The 19,773-nt window shown below is 48.8% G+C and carries 14 protein-coding genes; 2 read left to right on the forward strand and 12 right to left on the reverse strand.

Going from position 1 to position 19,773, the window contains the following annotated elements:
- Window positions 1-153: 153 nt before the first annotated feature.
- Window positions 154-3,765: a helicase-exonuclease AddAB subunit AddA gene (gene addA, locus F3H97_RS11660; RefSeq protein ID WP_483297344.1), complete on the reverse strand. Its 3,612-nt coding sequence runs from the start codon at window positions 3,763-3,765 to the stop codon at window positions 154-156.
- Entirely contained in the window at window positions 3,749-7,186 is a 3,438-nt protein-coding gene (gene addB / locus F3H97_RS11665) for a helicase-exonuclease AddAB subunit AddB (protein WP_196431479.1), read from the reverse strand. Before addB ends, addA begins: the two co-directional genes overlap by 17 nt.
- A 158-nt stretch (window positions 7,187-7,344) precedes the next feature.
- Between addB and F3H97_RS11670 the strand changes: the two genes are divergently transcribed.
- Window positions 7,345-7,725 (forward strand): truncated hemoglobin, encoded by a 381-nt coding sequence (locus F3H97_RS11670; RefSeq protein WP_015880960.1) that lies wholly within the window; start codon window positions 7,345-7,347, stop codon window positions 7,723-7,725.
- 55 nt (window positions 7,726-7,780) lie between these two features.
- The gene (locus F3H97_RS11675) at window positions 7,781-8,167 is read left to right on the forward strand and encodes a hypothetical protein (protein WP_015880959.1); all 387 of its coding nucleotides are present in this window, start codon (window positions 7,781-7,783) and stop codon (window positions 8,165-8,167) included.
- 29 nt (window positions 8,168-8,196) lie between these two features.
- Here F3H97_RS11675 and F3H97_RS11680 read toward each other — a convergent pair whose 3' ends face one another.
- The 10 genes from F3H97_RS11680 to F3H97_RS11725 all read right to left on the reverse strand — a co-directional run bounded on the left by F3H97_RS11680 (window position 8,197) and on the right by F3H97_RS11725 (window position 19,669).
- The gene (locus F3H97_RS11680; protein WP_074037659.1) at window positions 8,197-8,607 is read right to left on the reverse strand and encodes a hypothetical protein; all 411 of its coding nucleotides are present in this window, start codon (window positions 8,605-8,607) and stop codon (window positions 8,197-8,199) included.
- 127 nt (window positions 8,608-8,734) lie between these two features.
- Entirely contained in the window at window positions 8,735-11,803 is a 3,069-nt protein-coding gene (locus F3H97_RS11685; RefSeq protein WP_196431480.1) for an efflux RND transporter permease subunit, read from the reverse strand.
- An 86-nt stretch (window positions 11,804-11,889) separates the two neighbouring features.
- Window positions 11,890-12,360 carry a competence protein ComK gene (locus tag F3H97_RS11690; RefSeq protein ID WP_074037660.1) on the reverse strand — a complete coding sequence of 157 codons (471 nt, stop codon included), beginning with the start codon at window positions 12,358-12,360 and terminating at the stop codon, window positions 11,890-11,892.
- 127 nt (window positions 12,361-12,487) lie between these two features.
- Window positions 12,488-13,828 (reverse strand): sensor histidine kinase, encoded by a 1,341-nt coding sequence (locus tag F3H97_RS11695; protein ID WP_230872850.1) that lies wholly within the window; start codon window positions 13,826-13,828, stop codon window positions 12,488-12,490.
- A gap of 26 nt (window positions 13,829-13,854) precedes the next feature.
- Window positions 13,855-14,517 (reverse strand): response regulator transcription factor, encoded by a 663-nt coding sequence (locus F3H97_RS11700; protein WP_015880954.1) that lies wholly within the window; start codon window positions 14,515-14,517, stop codon window positions 13,855-13,857.
- Window positions 14,518-14,828: 311 nt separating this feature from the next.
- The gene (gene copZ, locus F3H97_RS11705) at window positions 14,829-15,035 is read right to left on the reverse strand and encodes a copper chaperone CopZ (RefSeq protein WP_074037662.1); all 207 of its coding nucleotides are present in this window, start codon (window positions 15,033-15,035) and stop codon (window positions 14,829-14,831) included.
- Entirely contained in the window at window positions 15,032-17,143 is a 2,112-nt protein-coding gene (locus tag F3H97_RS11710; protein WP_196431482.1) for a heavy metal translocating P-type ATPase, read from the reverse strand. The genes copZ and F3H97_RS11710 overlap by 4 nt, the downstream gene beginning before the upstream one ends.
- Window positions 17,144-17,154: 11 nt before the next feature.
- On the reverse strand, window positions 17,155-17,457 hold the full coding sequence (locus F3H97_RS11715; protein WP_196431483.1) for a metal-sensitive transcriptional regulator: 303 nt from the start codon (window positions 17,455-17,457) through the stop codon (window positions 17,155-17,157).
- 90 nt (window positions 17,458-17,547) lie between these two features.
- Window positions 17,548-19,095, reverse strand: a complete 1,548-nt coding sequence (locus tag F3H97_RS11720) for a fatty acid--CoA ligase family protein (RefSeq protein ID WP_196431484.1) — start codon at window positions 19,093-19,095, stop codon at window positions 17,548-17,550.
- 100 nt (window positions 19,096-19,195) lie between these two features.
- The gene (locus F3H97_RS11725) at window positions 19,196-19,669 is read right to left on the reverse strand and encodes a PTS sugar transporter subunit IIA (RefSeq protein WP_196431485.1); all 474 of its coding nucleotides are present in this window, start codon (window positions 19,667-19,669) and stop codon (window positions 19,196-19,198) included.
- Window positions 19,670-19,773 lie beyond the last annotated feature (104 nt).

Consider the following 19,773-nt stretch of genomic DNA (forward strand, 5'->3'; position numbering starts at 1 on the left):
ATCGTTCCGAATCGAATTGTTCTAAACGGAACAATTCTTTATATAAAATAAATTACTCCTCTCAAACTCGATTGTCAACGAAATCGAATGTGAATTTGCACATAGGAAAAGAGCGATGTCCTATAGCTGACATCGCTCTTCATTTATTCACATTTATTTAATCGACACGGTCACGATTTCCTGCAGATCAAGCGAATAAATCAAAGTTCGCTCGACCCGAATATTCCAGATCGTCTCAATCGCCTCTCGATATAATTGTAGTTGAATCGCATATCGATCTCGCAATCGCTCATGTGCCTCTTCCCGGGAATCGGATAGATGCGTGACAGCATCCGATTTATAATCGAGAAGCACATACGAATCCCCATCGAAATACAGACAATCGATAATCCCTTGGATCAAGACATGCTCATCCGTAAAGTGTCCATCCGGATTGACGCGTTCGGCCGGCACCGTGTAGGTGAAAGGTAGCTCTCGCCATGCCGTCCCTCGCTCTAGTGCACCAGCGAGCGCTTGACCGACTTCTGTTTGGAAAAACATCTCGATATCCGGGATGGCGAGGCGTGCCGTCTCTGCCTCGACCGGACTGAGCATCCCTTGCATTTCCCATTGATTGATTTGATCGACAATCGGTTGGTTCGGGTCAGCCAGTTGGAAAATCAAGTGTAACGTCGTCCCACGTTCCGCACCGGTCTGTTTGACTTGACGCCATTTCGGTTCCCGATAAGGGGTATCGACCGGACGTACCGGATCTTCGAAAGCGGCCTGTTCGAGTTGCATCGCCCGCTTCAGTTCGGTCACCGTCTGTTTCGCCGCCGTACGTACCGCATCCTGTGCAGGGTATTTGTAGGTCAAAGCTTGTTGTACGGCACGAATCGTCTCTTCTTCATTTTGAATCGGAAAATCGATTGCTTCAAATCGTTGGACGTGGTGCAACTGTGCCATCATCTCTTGTAGAGTCGCAATCTCCGCAAGGTCCGCTTCTCCGATGACACGATAAATCCATGAAGTCGATTCTTGGAAAGTAGAGGGAACCGTGAAGCCGAATGATTCGATAAACGAAGTGGCACTCGGAAGGCGTAAAAGCGCCGGTGCAATCCAATCGAGATACGTTTTTGCCTCTCGCCTCGCCTCACTCGCCAATAGATCTCCAGATTGACCGACCTGAAGCCACTGCTGAAGGTGTTTGAGTGGTTCGCCTACCGTTCCCACGAGAATCAATTTTTCTTTCGCACGTGTCAAGGCCACGTAAAGCACGCGCATCTCTTCCGCTTTCATCGTCGCATCTAAATCTCGTCGAATCATCTCCTTCACGAACGTCTCCGATTTCGTACGTGTCACGACGTCAATCGCATCGAGTGAGATGCCGTACTGTTTGTGGAAAATGACACGTTGCATTTGATCGCGTTTATTAAATTGTTTTCCGAGTTGGGCAACAATCGTGACCGGAAACTCAAGTCCTTTCGACTTGTGCACGGTCATGATACGAACGACGTTTTCCTCGTCCCCGAGCGACCGCGCCTCTGACAAATCTTCACCAGTATCCTGTAGTCGGTCCATCACACGTAAGAAGCGATAAAGACCTCGATAGCCACTACGCTCATAGGCTAGGGCCCGGTCATAAAGTGCCTTCAAGTTTTCCTGCCGCCCTTTTCCTCCAGGTAATCCCCCTGAGAAGTCATAAAACCCGGTGTCATTGAATAACTGTTGAATCAATTCCGACAGGCTATGATTTCGTGCATAAGTACGCCAACGGGAGAGGCGGTCAAGCATCTCGCCACATTTTACGCCAAGCTCATCATCGTCATCCGCTTTCGCCTTGAGCGCCTCATAGAAAGAATCTTCTGATTCAAGTCGAATCCGTGCCAATTCACTATCATCAAAACGGAACATCGGGGAGCGCAGCGCACCGGCAAGTGGGATGTCTTGAAGTGGATTATCAATCACTTTCAAAAGTGCCAGGATCATCCGAATCTCGGTCGCTTGAAAATACCCGCCATCCGAGTCGGTGTAGGCCGGAATATTGTACTGTGTCAAAATATCCATCAATTGCTCCACACGTTCTTTTTTCGAACGAACGAGAATCACGATATCCCGATATTCACAGTTTCGGAGTTGACCAGTTGATTCATCCGTCACTTTAAACGGTTCGTCTCCCGATACGAGTTCTAAGATGCGAGTAGCGATTGCCCGCCCTTCAACTTCTTGCTTCGATAACTCACGACTCGCGCCATCGACTAAAATAAACTCAGGGTCCGCTGGAATCGGTTCATACTCACGTCCAGGAACAAGTTGTGCCGCCTCATCATATGCGATTTCGCCGACCTCTTCGTCCATGAGCTGGACGAACAAATCATTGATCCCGTAGAGGACTTCGGAACGACTTCGGAAATTTTGAGAGAGGTCGATCCGTTTCCCTATGTTCGCCTGTCTAAAGCGTGTCGCCTTATCGATGAAAAGACCCGGTTCTGCATGGCGGAATCGATAAATCGATTGTTTGATGTCGCCCACCATAAATAAATTCCCGATTTCCTCTCGTTCATTTGCGACCAGGTTGATGATTGTTTCTTGAATCTCGTTCGTATCTTGGTATTCATCAACGAGTACCTCAGCGAAACGTTCCTTATAGAGCGCTGCAACATCGGACGGTCCCCCATCTTGTCGTAAAATGGCGAGCGCATAATGTTCCAAGTCACTGAAGTCGACAAAGGCACGGTCGCGCTTCGCCTGCTCATAGGCTTGGGCGAACGCACGGACGGTTCGAACGAGTGTTTCAACGAGCGGTTGTTGCATCGAGACGCTCTCTAATAAGTCCGCCCCACTGACCCGAGCCTGTTCGACCGCTGCTGTCAATTTTTTCTTCGCTTGGTCGTAAGCCGGTTTGAGGATCTCGTGGTAAATCTGGTGCTCTTCTTTCTTCGGAACAGCCTTCATCGTGCCAAACTTCATCGCACGAGCCGCCGTCTCGAGTTCACTCCAGACAATGGTCTCCCCTTCAAGTTGTTCGAACGGAAAAATTGCTTGCCGGATGTTTTCAGACTGTGGCTCATACCCAGCGACCCGAAGCTCCGCTTCAAGTTTCCGAAGATCTCGTACGGCTTTTTCGATGTCATGCCACAGCATCTGTCCAAACTCAATCAGGATTGCTTCCTCATCAGGATCTTCTCCGAACGTGTACATGGATACGAGATGATCTAAATAAGCATCAGGATTTGGGAGAGTACGAGCATAGTGATATAAGCCAAGAATCAAATCCTCGATTTCGCTGTCACCCCGGTCTGACGTATACGCATCGACAAGAGCGAAGAAATCGGTATCTTGTTTCCCGTACTCTTCCTCAAGCACTTCTTCTAAGACGTCATCCTGCAAGAGGACGAGGTCTCGTTCTTCCGCAATCTTGAACGCCGGATCCAAATCTAACAGGTAGTAGTTCTCACGAATCACCTCTAGACAAAATGAATGGATGGTCGTGATGAGCGCCCGGTTCAACATTTGTCGCTGTTTTCGGACATATTCATTTGTCGGGTCGTCGCGCAACGCCTCTTCAAGTGCCTTTGCGATTCGTCGTTTCATCTCTGCCGCTGCCGCGTTCGTAAAGGTGACAACGAGCATCCGGTCTGCCGTGAGTTCATCCGTTTCGTCAAGCAATCGACTAGACAACCGCTCGACAAGAACTGCCGTCTTTCCGGACCCTGCCGCAGCCGAGACGAGCACGTGACTCCCTCTCGCTTCAATCGCGGCGAACTGATCATTCGTCCATTTCACGGTCATCGCCTCCTAACTCCTGAAATACCTCTTCTTTCTCGAGCTTCTTCAATTTACGAGGCGCATTCGAGAGCGCTTCGTCAAAATGACAGACACTCTGATACGGACACGTCTGACACGGGCGCCGTTCTTTATATTCATAAGGTTCTACGTCAATTTTTCCTTTGTACATCTCCTCGGCACTCGCTTTGACGACGTCGAACGCATGGTCCATCAACTGCTCAAGTTGAGGGGGCGTCACAATCTTCTTCAAGGTGTTGGCGTCAGGCGTACCATCTTTTTTATATTTGATCGGAATGACAATTGATTTTTTGGATGAGCCTTTCGCCGAGCGGTCCATCATCTCTAAAATTTCCGGGTCATCTACTAATAGCCCTTGCATCTGATACGACTCCAATACTTTTTGACGCGTTTCTTCTTCAGAACTAGCAGGTGGAACGAGTGGTCGGTGCACGTGGAAATAGAGCGCCGCAGCAGGTGCGACGTTCTCTTTTGTCCACACCTCTGCCTGCTCAATCAATACCTTCAAATAGATGAGCATCTGCATCGCCAGACCGTAATAAATTTCTGCAAAGTCGACTTCACGTTTACTCGACTTATAGTCGACGATTCGGACGTATAGCTGGTCGTGGACCATCGCAGTGTCTACACGGTCGATTCGACCGACTAGTTCACATGTCGCCCCGTTCGATAATGTGAACGAAACGGGTGGAAATTGTCCGCTGCCGAACGCGAGTTCAAACGCTTCCGGGTCAAAGCCGTCTCGTTTGGATTGTTCAATCAACACTTCTGCCGTCTTACTGACGACGTCCGTCAATTTTTTCTTTAAGTAGGCGTAACGATTCGAACTCATCAAGATGGCATGCTGAATCTCTGGGGTCACGAGCTCGACCGCCTGCTCCGCTAAATGGGAGCACTCGTCCGGAGTGACATCTCGCCATTCCTTTCCGTCCATCTTCACCGTCTGCGACATATGTTCGATGGTCCGGTGATACAGATTCCCGATATCCGGGGCCTCGAGTCGATACAACCGTCGTTCCTTCAGACGCAAGCCATAACTCGCGAAATGTTTGAACGGACAGGCTTGGAATGTCTCGAGACGTGAGACACTCGCCCGAATCGACGGAGTATATAAAGATTTTGCGACACGATCATCCAACGATTCCGGGATATTTTGATAGAAGAGCGCGCTCGTCAACAACTGGAGACGTTCCCGTCCATCCGGATGCTTCAACAGTTCATTATAGACAGCAAACCACATATCTTGAATCGGATAATGACGACTCAACCGCTGAAGTTCAAGTGCCGTCACCGCCGCCGTCTGATTCACATTCGTCAAGAAGGCGAATTGATCACGTGGTCGGTGTTCACCTGCTTCTGCAAAATGAGTCTTGATGACGTTTTGGTGAAGTCGCGCCTTCAAGTCAGCGATAAACCGCGCCGGCTGAACGGCTTTCCCCGTTCTGTCGACTAGTGCGTAGCTAATGTATAACCGCTCGCTCGGTGCCGTCACAGCTTTGTATAGGTAATACGTTTCATCATCGAACAAGTGCTCTGTCGCCTTACCGGCACGAAGTCCATTCTCATGCATGAAATCCAAATCTTGATCGGTCAACAGTTTCGACTGTGTCGTGACAAGAGGAATTTGATCTTCATTCGCTCCGAGTAAGAAGACGACTTTCTTATCTATCAATCGACCACGCACATAATCCGTTATCGTCAATTGATCAAGCGAAGGTGGGATCAAGGCATAGCGAAGACTATCTAGTCCGGTGTCCATCATCTGTAGGAATAAGTCCGTCGACAACGTCTCTTCCGGAGCTGCGGCTTCTAGCTGCTCGAGCAAGTGCAAAACCGCGTCCCATACTTGAGTATGCTCACGCGCTTCGAGTAGTTCCGCCTCTTCAATCGCCTCATCGCGCCAGTGCGTCAGACAGTTTGATACACCGACACGCTCTAGAAAGGCATACATGGCGTGCGTATAAGCCTGCATCGTCTTCGCCTGTTTTAAATCTGATAGAAATGGATCAAAAGTTTCGATGACACGTTCCCGAGACCGATTCAGCTCAGCCTCAATATCGAGTTCTTCGCTCGTGAGGCGTGCTTCTTCCCCGGAACGACGACGCAACTGCCATTCGTCGTGCCAATGATAATGTTTGATCCCCCGTTCGATAACGAACGCTTCAAGCCGGTCAACGGACGTACGACGATGTACCGGATCGAGGACGACGAGTTCTGTTTTAAGGGCACGGAATACGGACTCTTCTCGATATCCACGTAGAGCGATGTCAATCGTTGCTTTCAACAGTTCGACAAGCGGGTGGTCGAGCATTGGTTGCCGTTCATCAAGGAAATAGGGCAGTCCCATCTTTTGTAGCGCCTGAGATGCCAAATCACCATATTCGTCGAGTGAACGCGATACGAGTGCGATATCCCGATAACGATATCCTTCTTCACGTGTCAGACGAATGACTTCTCGAACGGCCGCCTCCACCTCGACGGTTCGGTCGACTGCGGCATGTAAATCGATTCGGTTCTCTGAACCAGTGTAAGGCTCCGCCGTCAATTGGTCGAATGTAGCCTCTAGATAACGGAGACTCGGATGCGTATAACGATAGACGGTATCATACAGCTTGTCTCGAGAAGGAATCTGACGTTCTGTCAACAGTTCTTTGAAACGCATGAGTGTCCGCTGCGTCGGTCCAAACAATGGATTTAGACGATACAAGGAGATAGGATCGATTGTCAGCAACACATCGACCTCGACCTTCTCTGCGAGTGCAACGAGCACCGCCAACTCCTGCTCTGAAAACTCGTTGAATCCGTCCACATAGACACGCACATCCGTCAAATCTGTTTCCGGAAGGATTTGCAACATGACGTTGAAATAGTCTTCTGCATGAAGTGACTTACCTTCCGTCATCTTTAAAAATCCTTCATAGATGATGGAAAGGTCTTGTAACTTCAAAGCACGGTGCTGCGCCTGTTCGCTTAACCGCAACAAGTGCTCCGGTTCAACAAGCCCTCGCTTCAGCATCGAGATTAATTGGTTCAATTCTTCATAAAATCCGAACTGATTCATCGTACGGCGGAACAAGGTCAATCGTTCTTCGCTCATCTCGACGACCCTTCGTAACAACAAATGGGTCCCCGTCTGGTCTAAGAATTGATCTGTCGCTACACCGGCATCTCGCATCATCAAAAAAGCGAGACGACGCATCGAAAGGACTTGAATGCGCGTCGAACCATGCAAACCATCGACTGTCGCCATTTTCTTTTCCATCTCAAACGACATCTGGTCCGGTACGATCATATAAATCGTCGGCCCGCTCGGGTTTTGTTTCAGTTCTTGAATGACCTCATGGATCATTTGTTCACTTTTTCCCGTCCCCGATCGACCAACGTGAAAGGTCACTGTCATTTTAGCGAACACTCCTTCCCTTTTTTCTTCATTATGAACCATCCCCAAGCATTTGTAGAGGGAAACCTCTTCTATACCTTGTCCAAAAAAGTAACAGCCTACATCATTCCCTTTTTCGATTGAAATCGATTAGACTGAACATATGAGGGGGAATATATGTGAGTGCCTATGAACAATTTGGAGGCGAACGTGGTGTACAACAACTCGTTGACGCGTTCTATGACCTCGTCTATGCCGATCCAATTTTACTTCCACTATTTCCGGAAGATCAAGATCGAGTCAAACAACACCAATTTGAATTTTTAACACAGTTGCTCGGCGGTCCAAAGTTGTATTCGGAACGTCGTGGCGGTGGAAACTTAGCAATGATTCATCATGAGCATCCCATTTCTGAGACACATGCCGGCCATTGGCTTGGATGTATGGAACAGGCGCTCAAGACCGTGGATGCCCCAGAATCGATCAAACGTCAGTTATTTCAACGGTTGATCATGTCATCTTCGAATGTCGTCCGTGTTTGTTCGCATCATTTTGAGTAGTCACAACTATAAAAAGTGGGTATGATAGGAAAGTAAGCAAAGGAGGTCGTTTCACATGACAGAAGAAGAAAAAAAAGAAGTCGTCTCATCTGAGGAAGAGACGGAAGAAAAAGAAGAAACGGTAGTCCTCGCCGACGCGCTTGATGAAGCTAACGAAGCTGCTGAAGCAGAAGAAGATGAGGACGATGATGAGGATCAGCCGGAAGAGAAGAACATGGACCACATCAAAGGCGTCTTCAACTATGATCATGAAAATGGTCGTGAATACCGCGTCGTCTTTTACAACGATCGCAAAAACTTAGTGTTCCGTGAACTCGGTAATGGCAAGGTTGAATTTGTCGGCCGCTTCTCGGATGATGCATACGATGAAGAGAATGAAGCAGAAATGCGTGAACTCGGTCAACGTGAACTCGAGCGCATCCTCGCTGAACGCTTCAACTAAAAAAATCGCCGAAATTTCGGCGATTTTTTTTAGTTCTTCTTATTCCGTTTCTTTTTGCGAAGTGCATAGGCGACACCGGCAATCCCACCGACGACCGCGAGTCCAGCAACGACCGGAACGAGAACACGTTTCGTTGGAATCATCTCTTTCACACGTTCATATGGCGTTGGTGTCGAGAACTCTAATTGTACGGCTGTATCGCCATGTCCATGCGCCCGCGCTTTGCGTGATGCATCCGTGACGACCACACGTCCCGTTGTCCAGCGACGATTGCCGTATTCGTCTACGTACGGACGACGTACACGTTTCACATCACGTACCACCTTCCCACGTGCGCGATCTGGTCGGACGACGCGTTCACTCGACCACGAACGGCTCCCAGTCACACTGTACGCTGGTCGTACTTTGCGGCGATTGAGCCAAGTATATGAATCGTTCATCTTCAATTCCCTCCCATACTGTTCAAAACCTCTCTTCTAATTATACCCATACAACATCACCCAAAACATGTGACAAATGGTTCAAAAAAAGATGTGACACCATACGGCATCACATCTTCAAGCTAAATCATTCTGTAAATGGTTTGTCCTTATGACGACGTTTCGCCAAAATCAGGTAGTACGCCGGGACAAGGACGAGAGTCAACACAGTTGAGAATAGAATACCCGATACGATGCCGATCGCAAGCGGTTTGAAGAGCGGGTCTTCCCCAAGTGCGACTGGCAAGAGGGCAACGACTGCCGTGAGCGCCGTCAAGAGAATCGGACGAATCCGAGCGCGCCCTGCTTCGTAAACGGCGGTCGTGACCGGTAATCCTTCACGAATGCGTTGTTCGATAAACTCGAACAGGACGACTGCGTTCCGAACGACGATTCCCGCAAGTGAGACCATCCCCATCGATGCCATGAAACTGAACGGCGTCTGTGTCACGAACAATCCGACGACCGCTCCAGCAATCGCGAGATAGATTGTGAACAAGACGAGTAACGGCAACGAGAGTGAATTGAACTGGAATGCGATGATCAAGTAAATCAAGAACAAAACGACGACGAACAATGTCGCAAGTTCTAAGAAGAACTCGTTCTGTGTGTCGCTCGCACCGGACTGGTCGAACGTGATTCCTTCATCTTCTAACCCCGACTTCGCATCATCCAACACCTGCTCGACATCTTGTTTAAATGCCTCTTCATCCGTGCCTTCGCTTGCATAGATTTGGAGTGTGACCGAGCGCTCCCCGTTCTCACGAGGAATCTGTTGAATTTGTTCCGTCGTCGTTTCCGTCACGAACGTACTGAGTGGTGCAACAGGTGGACCTGCTTCTGTTTCGACAGGAACTAAAATCTCGTCAAGGGCGAGTGCTTCGCGGTTCGCCTCTGCATCAATGACGATTTTCACGTCACGCTGCTCTACCCCGTCATCGAATGTACCAATTGGAACACCGTCTGTGACGAGACGAATTTGGTCACTGATTGTTTTAGCCGTCACGCCGGCCTGTGCCATTTCCTCACGATTCAATTCGTATGTGAGTGTTTGGAACGGTTCTTTAATATTATCGAGGACGATGGCCCCGTCAATCTCTTCAAGGTCAGCCTTCACTTGGTCACGTGCAGCCACGAGCTGATCAATCGTCTCGCTCCGCATCGTGAATTCGACAGGTGCCGATGCCGGCGGTCCTTGTTGTTGCGTATCTAAGAAGATTTCGGCATCTGGATAGTCTTCACGTAACACGTTCGTATACTTATCAATCAATTCGATGGCATCGATTGACTCGTTGTCGACACGAACGACCACTTGTCCCGTGTTTTCACCTGACTGATCGAGTCCACCTGTGAATAAACCAGGAAGACCTCCACCTGCGAAGACGGATATTTCCACGACACCCTCTTCTTCTTTGAATCTCGCTTCAATTTCTTCAAGACGTGCCTCCGTCTCGTCCAAATCGGTTTGAACGGGGAAGGTCACGCTGGTCACGACTTCCGGACGGTTCGCGGCCGGGAAGAATTCAAACGGCGTGAGTAAAATCAAACCGTACAATGCCGTCGTGATAACAAATCCAACAATCCCAAACGTCCACGGCCGCTTCGCGACACTCGGTAAGAGGCGGTCGGCGTAGAAATTACTGAGTCGGTTGAGCGGTCCACCGAGCCAACCTGGTTCACGTTTTGATACTTTCACTTCTTTACGATTCAAACGATACTGCGCGATCGGTACGAGCGTCAAACTGATGACCATGGAGGCCAAGACAGAGAGGGCTAGCACCGTCGGTAAGGCGCGAATAAAGTTTCCGTTTGCGCCCGATAGCAAGGTGAGCGGTAAAAAGGCGAAGACAACTGCGAGTGTCGACGTGACAATCGACCCCCATACCTCTTTCGTTCCTCGTACTGCCCCAAGCATCGCCGAGTCTCCATTCCGATACCGTCGTAAGATGTTATCGTTGACGACAATCGCATCATCAACCAAAATCCCCAAGGCGATGATTGCCCCGATAATCGAGATTTGGTTCAAATCGACCCCAGTAAACTGTAACGGGATCAAGGCGATCAAGAATGACAACGGAATTGCCAGACTGACGATAATAGAGCCAGAGAATGTTAGACCAATCGTCGTCACGGCAATAACGGCAATAATGGCGACAATAAATTCACGAGTCAACGATGAGAAAATCGCATCGACTGCTTTCGCTTGTTCATAATAAGGAACGAGCTCAAAACCATCTAAGTCTCCAAGTTCTGTTTCGACCACGTCATTGACGCGGTCTTGCATCGTTGGAATATCCAAACCTGATTCAATCGGAACTGTAATCGAAACAGCTGGCTTTCCGTCTAATGAAACGAGATCGGTTTCACTTTTCGCTGTCTCTTCGACCGTTCCGACGTCTGCTAGTAAGACAGGTGCCCCATTGAATGAGCCGACGATGACTTGCTCCATGTCGTCTACATTCGTCAAGTTATCGATTGCTAGTTGATAAATCCCCTCTTCAGTCGATTGACGTCCGAGCGGTGTCGTCTTGTATTCTTCGTTAATGGCCGTTAACACATCGGGAAAGGCAAGTTGACGTGAACTCAGCTCTTCTGAGTCAAGTGACACAACATACTCCTGCTCTGGTAACCCTTTGATCGTGACTCCCGTCACGCCATCCGTTCGCAAAAGTTTCGACTCTAATTGTTCGATGTCTGATCGAACATCCTCAAATGATCCACGATCGTCTGCTGTCAATAAATACGATGCGACAGGTAACTGCCCGAGTGAATCATTGACCGTTGGCGCAAGCGCGTTTTCAGGAAGTTTAGGTGTCGCATCCGACAACGCTTGTCGAACGTTCGCCTGAAACTCTGCCTGATCGGTTCCATCCGCATACTCGACCGTGATGTTCGAGAACTCTGAAGCCGAAATCGACGTCACGTTCTCTACTCCTTCTAAACTACGTAGTTCCTCTTCTAACACGCCGGTAACATTCCGTTCAACCGTTTCCGCTGTCGCACCAGGATACGGTGTTTGAACGAGTACGATATTGATCCCGGTTTCAGGAATCTCACGTTTAGGGAGCTGGAAGAACGTCAGCACACCCACGACGATTGCGACGAGAAGAAACACGATAACCAGTTTCCCTCGCTCAATCATTTTTTCAAAAAACATAAAAACCCCTCGCTTTCGGATGATGTGCAAATACACATATGATATCTCTTCTTCATCATAGAGGGGTTTGTCATTGAATTCAATCCTTAAGCGTGTTGCAATGTGCTGTCATGGAAACGTTTTTGAAAAGCGTACGATAATTCGATTGACCGCTGTTTTTGTCTAGACACTGTATGGTCGGACACGTGTACCTTGACCGATTCCCCCGTCAAAAACTGAATGAGTGTCTCTTTACCATCTCTCTTGATGGCCGTCACGTGTTGAAAGTTAATCCACGCACAATCCGGACTTTCTTTGGCAATCGTCGGAAAGAAGACGGCATCCGCATGCCAATCCATGACGACCGGCGTCTTTCGATGTGGTCCGAGGACGTGTCGCGCTGCCTCGATTCGACCTTGAATGCTCGACCCGTAGTATAGACATGCATGTTCCAATAAGTCGATTGGCGACCCCTTTACCCGCATGACGCCTTCCGGTTGATACACAAGTGTCTCCGCTTCGCCAAACTCGTTAAATACAGGAATTAAAGCTCTCGTTTCATTGGTCAATCTGCTCATCTTTTCATCCCCCATAACGTATGTAGTGACTTACATGTCATTCATACCAGGATTTGATCCGCCCCGCAAATCGGCTTTCGTCTATTTCCCATGAAAAAACCAGCCGTTTCCTGGCTGGTTTTGAAAATCAAGCATTCGATTTTAAAGGTTGGTTCGACTTGAGTCGGGGAAAGTAAAATCGCACTGCAGTTCCGTCACCTGTATTTCGCAGAGACACTTCCCCTGTGTGAAGCGTCACAATTCGCTGCACGATGAACAGACCGAGTCCGAACTTCCCTTGCTTCCCTCGAGAGAATTGGTGGAACAAGTCTAAACTCTCATCAACTGGTGGCCCATCGTTAAAGATGGTGATTTCCACGCCGGCGTCATCTTGACGTAGGTCGATGCGGATGCAGGATTCCGCGTAACGGAGTGCATTGTCGAGCACGTTCTCAAACGCGACCCGAATCTGTTCACCATCGCCAAGCATCTCGCCGCCTTCTCCATTGATTTCCCAATCGAGCTGGCCTCTGAGTTTGAAGCGCGCGACGAGCAGTTCCATCAACTTGTCGAGATTGATTGGTTCGAGTTTCATTTCTTGTCCTTTGAAATATTCAAGTTTTGTAACGTACAACAAATCGACGACTTTCTTCTCGAGTCGAGACGCTTCCTCATCAATGACCTCGGCAGAACCTTTCAAATCTCCTGTCGGATAAATCCCATCCCCAATCGACTGGGCATATCCACGAATGACCATGATCGGTGTCTTTAAGTCATGGGATATGTTTTGAAGCAAAGCCTGTTGTGCCAGGTCTTGCTCTTTCAACTCTTTTCGCATGGCATCAATCGAGTGAGCCAATTGGCCGAGTTCATCTTGACGATCTAGTGGTAAAGCCGTCTCCCATTGTCGGTTCGAAATCTTCTCAACGGCCCGTTCCATCTCCACGATCGGTTTCGTCAATTGCCGCGACATCAACAAGGCGGGGATAAGCGATAAGAGACTGATGATACCTATCAGAATCGATATTCGCAAATATAATGTCGACACCAACTCACGACGATAGGCATCCCATGCGTAGGAGGCTTGATACACAATCGTTCCATCGTATTCATTTTGACGAATGATGTAATAGACGTCCTCTCCGTCAATCGTAGTCTGATACCGTTCGACCTGACCACCTTGATTTAACGCTTCCTGATACATGCGGTTCGTCAATTCAAGCGGTGCCGATCCGTAGATGATCCGTCCGTTCGGTAGAAAGATCAATTGGTTGACCGAACGGGACTCTTGTTGGCGTCGGTCATACTCAATCGGGTTTTGGGGATAATTCTCTAACTCATTCGTGTTCCCTAAATAATAGTCCACATCTCGTAACGTCTCATATACTTGTTCATCGATGAACTGGGTGATGGATGAACGGACCGTAATCAAAATCATGAGCGCGAGCGTCACGATGATGAGTAAGATGAGCACCCAAATCTTCCACATGAGCCGCTTCGGTTTAAGCGCGTCCATCATGGTCTGACGAGACGGTAACCGATACCGTAAAGCGTTTCGAGCTCGAGACGGTGTAATTTTTTCCGGACACGACGCACCAAGTCATCGACGACGCGGTCCGATCCGAAGTAATCGTTCCCCCAAACACCTTCTAGAATCTGCTCACGTGACAAGGCAGAGCCCGGATGCTCGAGGAAGAGTAGTAGTAAATCGAATTCTTTCGAAGTCAAATCGATTTCTTCGTCTCCGTGCTTGATTAGACGTTTATCCGGATAAATCGTGTACTCCCCGTATTCGATATGCTCGTTCGATTTCGAACCATAGACACGATCAATCAATTTTTTGACGCGGATGACAAGTTCCCTCGGAAGGAAAGGTTTAGCGATGTAGTCATCCGAACCCATCTCAAGCCCGATGATTTTATCGATATCCTCATCGCGCGCCGAGATGAAAATCGTCGGCGTATTGGCATTGACGGCTTTGATTTGTTTCAATAATTGGAAACCATCCAGGTCCGGCAACATGATATCGAGCACCCATAAATCCGGTTGGTCTGGAATCGCTTCTTGTGCAGATGTCCCGTCCGCAAATGAGCGAACATTGTATCCTTCTTGTTCTAGATACGTGACGAGCATTTTGTTTAAGTTTGCTTCATCGTCGACTAAGTAGATTGTATACATTCAAGTCACCTCAACACGTTTTTTCTCATCATATCAAACAATTGTCGTGAAATGATGGGAAAGAAATGAAGTCAAAGAAAAAAGAAGGTCACGAAACCGCACCTTCTTCACCGTACTGAATTTGTTCGTAACTGTTGCGTCAAAAATGCTGCGCCCCCACTAATCAACGCCAACACTCCACTGATCATGATCATTTCCATGATGTCCGCCTCCCGTTGATACCGATTCTCATTATCAACTTAAATATAGCACACATCTTATCCATTGGATACCACAAAAAAAGTCCCGATTTCAATCGGGACTTACCATGATTATGCTTTTACATCGTATCCTTGTTCTTCGACTGCTTCCACCATCGTCTCAAGTGAGACAGAATCTTGATGGATCACGTCGACTCGATGCTCTTGGAGAGATACCGTCGCTGATTCGACGCCGTTCAATTCATTCAATGCCCCCTCAACGGCAGCTTTGCAATGATTACATGTCATACCTTCTACGGTTAACGTTGTTTCTTTCATGATGATGATCCTCCTTGTGTTTTTAATCGTAATGCGTTCAAGACGACAGACACCGAACTGAACGCCATCGCCGCTCCAGCAATCCATGGGGCAAGTAACCCTGCTGCAGCGACCGGGATACCAAGACTATTATAGGCAAGGGCCCAGAACAAGTTTTGACGAATGTTCTTCATCGTCAAACGACTCATATTCATCGCTCTACTCACGCCTTCAATGTCTTGCCCTACAATTGTAACATCTGCCGCCTCGAGTGCGACATCCGTACCGCTCCCGAATGCGATTCCAACGTCCGCCACCGCAAGTGCCGGGGCATCGTTCATCCCGTCCCCTACCATGGCAACGCGACCGGATTGTTTCAATCGTTCAATCTGCTCCGCCTTCTCGACAGGAAGGACTTCGGCAATGACTTGACGATGCGGGAGACCAAGTTCGTCGGCAATCGCGTAGGCGACTTCTTTCCGGTCACCTGTCAATACATACACGTCACGCGTTTGGTTAAGGGCTTGCACGATTTCACGACTTTTCGGTTTCAATTGATCTTGTAGCCCGAACGCCCCAACAATCCCACTTTCATCCGCGACATAGACCGGGGTCATCGCCCCCATCGACCAATCTGGCAAGTTGTATCCGAACTCTTCCATCATTCGAACAGACCCGATGACGAGTTCTTTACCATCCACAACCGCTTTAATACCTCGTCCGGCCAACTCCTCTACTTTCGTCACGACACCATCGCCTGCTTCCCGACCGATGGCGGCCGCCAAAGGATGTGTGGATTGTCGTTCTGCCATGACGGCGCGTCGGAGCGCTGCCTCGTCACCAAACGTTTCCACTACTTCTGGCGTCCCGTTCGTTAACGTCCCTGTCTTATCAAAAACAACGATGTTTGATTCATTGAGTGATTCGAGTTGCCCCCCACCTTTGAACAACACACCTTGTTCTGCCGCTCGTCCCGTTCCAACCATGATCGATGTCGGCGTTGCCAAACCGAGGGCACACGGACATGCGATGACAAGTACTGCGATTGATGCTCGAATAGCCGTATCGATATCATTTAACAGGAATGCCCAGACTACTAACGTGACAACACTGATGGCTACGACGATCGGTACGAAGACACCCGAGATGCGGTCAGCCTGACGTTGAATCGGCGCCTTATCCGTTTGTGCCTGTTCGACGACACGTACGATTTGAGCGAGCATCGTCTCTTTCCCGACTCGTTCCGCCCGCATGAGAATGCGATGAGACTGATTGATTGTTCCGCCGACAACTTCGGCGTCGACAGTCTTTTCTGCTGGAATCGATTCCCCTGTCAACATCGATTCATCAATGACCGTCTCTCCCTCGATGATTCGTCCATCGACCGGAATCTTCTCTCCCGGACGCACGACGAGAACATCTCCTACTTTGACGAGTTCGACAGCGACAGACCGTTCTTCACCTTCGACAAACAGAATCGCTTCTTTCGCCTGAAGCGACAAAAGTGATTTCAACGCATCAGTCGTCTTCTCTTTCGCTCGTCCTTCTAACCACTTCCCAAGTAAGACAAGTGTGATGAGGACGGCACTCGTTTCAAAGTAAAGATGTGGATTCATCGGGTGTACGATCATTTCAAAGATGGAGTAAAAGTATGCAGCTGACGTCCCCGTCGCGACGAGCACGTCCATGTTCGCCGACCCGCTCTTCAAGCTCTTATACGCGCCTTGATAAAACTGTGCTCCGATCCAAAACTGGACAGGTGTCGCAAGGGCGAATTGCCACCATGGGTTCATCAGCCACGGTGCATGAAATCCGAGTCCTGGGATATGCGTCAGCATGACGAGGAGTAACGGGGCCGATAACAGCGCAGAGATGATGACTTTCCGCTGTAATGGACGCAGATCATGCGGCGGTGCCATTTCCACTTTCGGCTCGGCTCCGTATCCGATTTTCTCAATCCGAGCAATCAGCTCTTCTTCTGTAATGCCTTCATCGACACGAATGGTCGCCGTCTCGAGCGGAAGGTTGACCGTCGCTTCGACACCGTCCATCTTGTTCAACACTTTTTCAATTCGTGCCGAACAAGCCGCACAGGTCATTCCTTGTATGGATAACTCAACGGTTTTCATGAAATCCCTCCTTATTTTTTGATGCGGCTGACGATTGTCATCAATTCATCAATGTAAGGTTCCATGTTTTCCGTCTCACTTGCGTGAACCAAACACTTGCGCATATGACGCTCTAACAGTTGCATCTCGACTTGCTTCAGAGCGGCTTGAATGGCTGACGTCTGTGTCAAAATATCGACACAATAGCGGTCGTTCTCGACCATCTTTTGAATCCCTCGGACTTGTCCTTCGATTCGTTTTAGACGTTTCCCGAGTGCCTCCCGTTCAGCATCATCACGCGGAACGAGTGGTTGGTCATGCATAAATTCTCCCATGTTGATCACCTCACCACCAATATACCCCTACCCCGTAATAGTGTCAAATGAAAAGAATAAAAAAGAGCGAACTAAGTCGCCCTTCTCTACTCAACTATTTTGAAACGCTTCGCTCTTTAAGACCGTTCGTAAAATCTTACCTGTCGTATTTCGCGGAAGCTCTTCGATGATCTCAATATAAGTCGGCTGCTTATATTTCGCCAACTTCGTTTGTGTGTATGCACGAATGTCCTCTTTCGTCACATTTTCATGTTTCGTGACGACGAACGCTTTCACCGCTTCCCCTTGTTCTGCATCCGGCACACCGATGACGGCAGCTTCGACGATATCCGGATGTTGATACAATACTTCCTCTACCTCACGAGGGTATACGTTATAGCCTCCAACGATGACCATATCCTTCTTCCGGTCGACGATATAGAAGTAACCATCTTCGTCACGTCGCGCCAAATCGCCTGTATAGAGCCATCCGTCTCGAAGTGTCATCATCGTTTCTTCCGGTAGTTTGTAATACCCTTTCATGACGTTCGGTCCTCGTACAATCAACTCTCCGACTTCACCGACGCCGACTTCTTCCCCAAGCTCGTCGACGACTTTATTTTCGACGTGAACGATTGAAGGTCCGATCGACCCGGCTTTTCGCTCGCCATGGAGCGGGTTGAAGCAAGTGACCGGCGATGCCTCGGACAAGCCATATCCCTCTAGAATCTTGCACTCAAACATCTGCTCAAATGACTCGAGCAATTGAACTGGTAAGCTTGCTCCTCCTGAGACGAAGACACGGACATGCTTCAACGCAGACGTGTAGGCCGGTACTTTCATTGCCGTCTGTAACAAGAAATTGTACATCGTCGGCACTCCGGCAAACAACGTCACACGGTGCTTCGGCACCAAGTCAAACACATCTTGTGGAGAGAACTTCGGTAAAATGACAATCGTCGCCCCTCGGAGGAGTGGTGCATTGACGATGACCGTCAAACAGAAAACATGGAACATCGGCAATGCCGCCAACGCCTTATCTTCTGGCGTGATGTCCAAATATTCCCCGATGGAGTGCGCATTCGAGAACAAGTTTCGATGGGTGAGGAGAGCTCCTTTCGGTTTTCCGGTCGTCCCACTCGTATAAAGGATGACGGCAACTTCATCCTCGTCCACTTCGATGAACGTCCCTTCTGTTTCAGCAAACGCTTCTGCGAATGGGATGAATTCAATCGTCCCCTCCCGCTTCAATGCCGGAACATCGGCATATGGAACGGAAATCACGAGTTTTAAGTGAGGCAACTTCGTGAGTGCCGCTTCCGCCTGTGCGACGAGCGGTGATAAGCCAACAATCCCCTTTACATCCCCATCAAGCAGAATGTAGGCCATTTCATCAGGCGTGTATGTAGGGTTGATCGGAATGACGACCCCTCCACGTGACAACACAGCAAAATATGCAATCAGGAACGCAGGACTGTTTCCGAGAACGAGGGCGACGTGATCGCCTTGTCCAATTCCTTTTTGCTCAAGTGTCGACGCCATCGCCTTGACTTGCCCATAAAACTGTCCGTAACTCACCGTGTCTTCCCCAAACACATACGCTGCTTTCTGCGGGTGAGCAATCACTACTTCTTGTAGTGACTTGACTAAGTTTGCCATGGTAATCCCCCTTTAAATGAATGATGATTCACTTTTGAGCCATAAAAAAGAGCACGTTGTCCGCGCTCTTTTCAATTACTTCTATTGTACATGAAATGTTTCAATAAGAAAACGCTTCCAAAAAGTTCGCCTGCAAGTGGAACAATCCGGCTCGACTTTTCACGTGTACGAGCGCTTGAAGGGATTCATCATCCATGAGCAAATCATCAATCAGTTTATGATAGCCTTGTTTTTTTGATTCATTCGTAGCCGTAATGAATAATATCGCTTTCGCTTGAATCGTCTCTCCCGTGATGGTTTTTACTTTACACGTGTTCAGCAGATGAAGAAGGGAAATACCGTCTCGTTTCGCTATGGAGATAGGAACATCAATGACCGCAACCGGCACAGCGACATCACTCACCCCAGAAGGAATGACCGTTTCTTGATCGAGAACGACTCGCGTAAATGAAGAACTGACCATGCCTTTTCGTTCTAATTCAAGACCTACCGCCATAATCGCACGTTCAAACGTCGATTGTTCCGTCACCCACATCCGACTCGGGTCCATCCATTCACTGAGCCTTCGATACATTGTGATTCCTCCTATTTTGATCAGCCTCTACGAAAGCGCTTGCACAAATTATGATACGCCTTCTCCCATCCAGGTGCAATCCGTACGTTCAACGTTCACGAAAC

It is taken from the genome of Exiguobacterium sp. SRB7LM (assembly GCF_015712685.1).
Taxonomy (GTDB): Bacteria; Bacillota; Bacilli; order Exiguobacteriales; family Exiguobacteriaceae; genus Exiguobacterium; species Exiguobacterium profundum.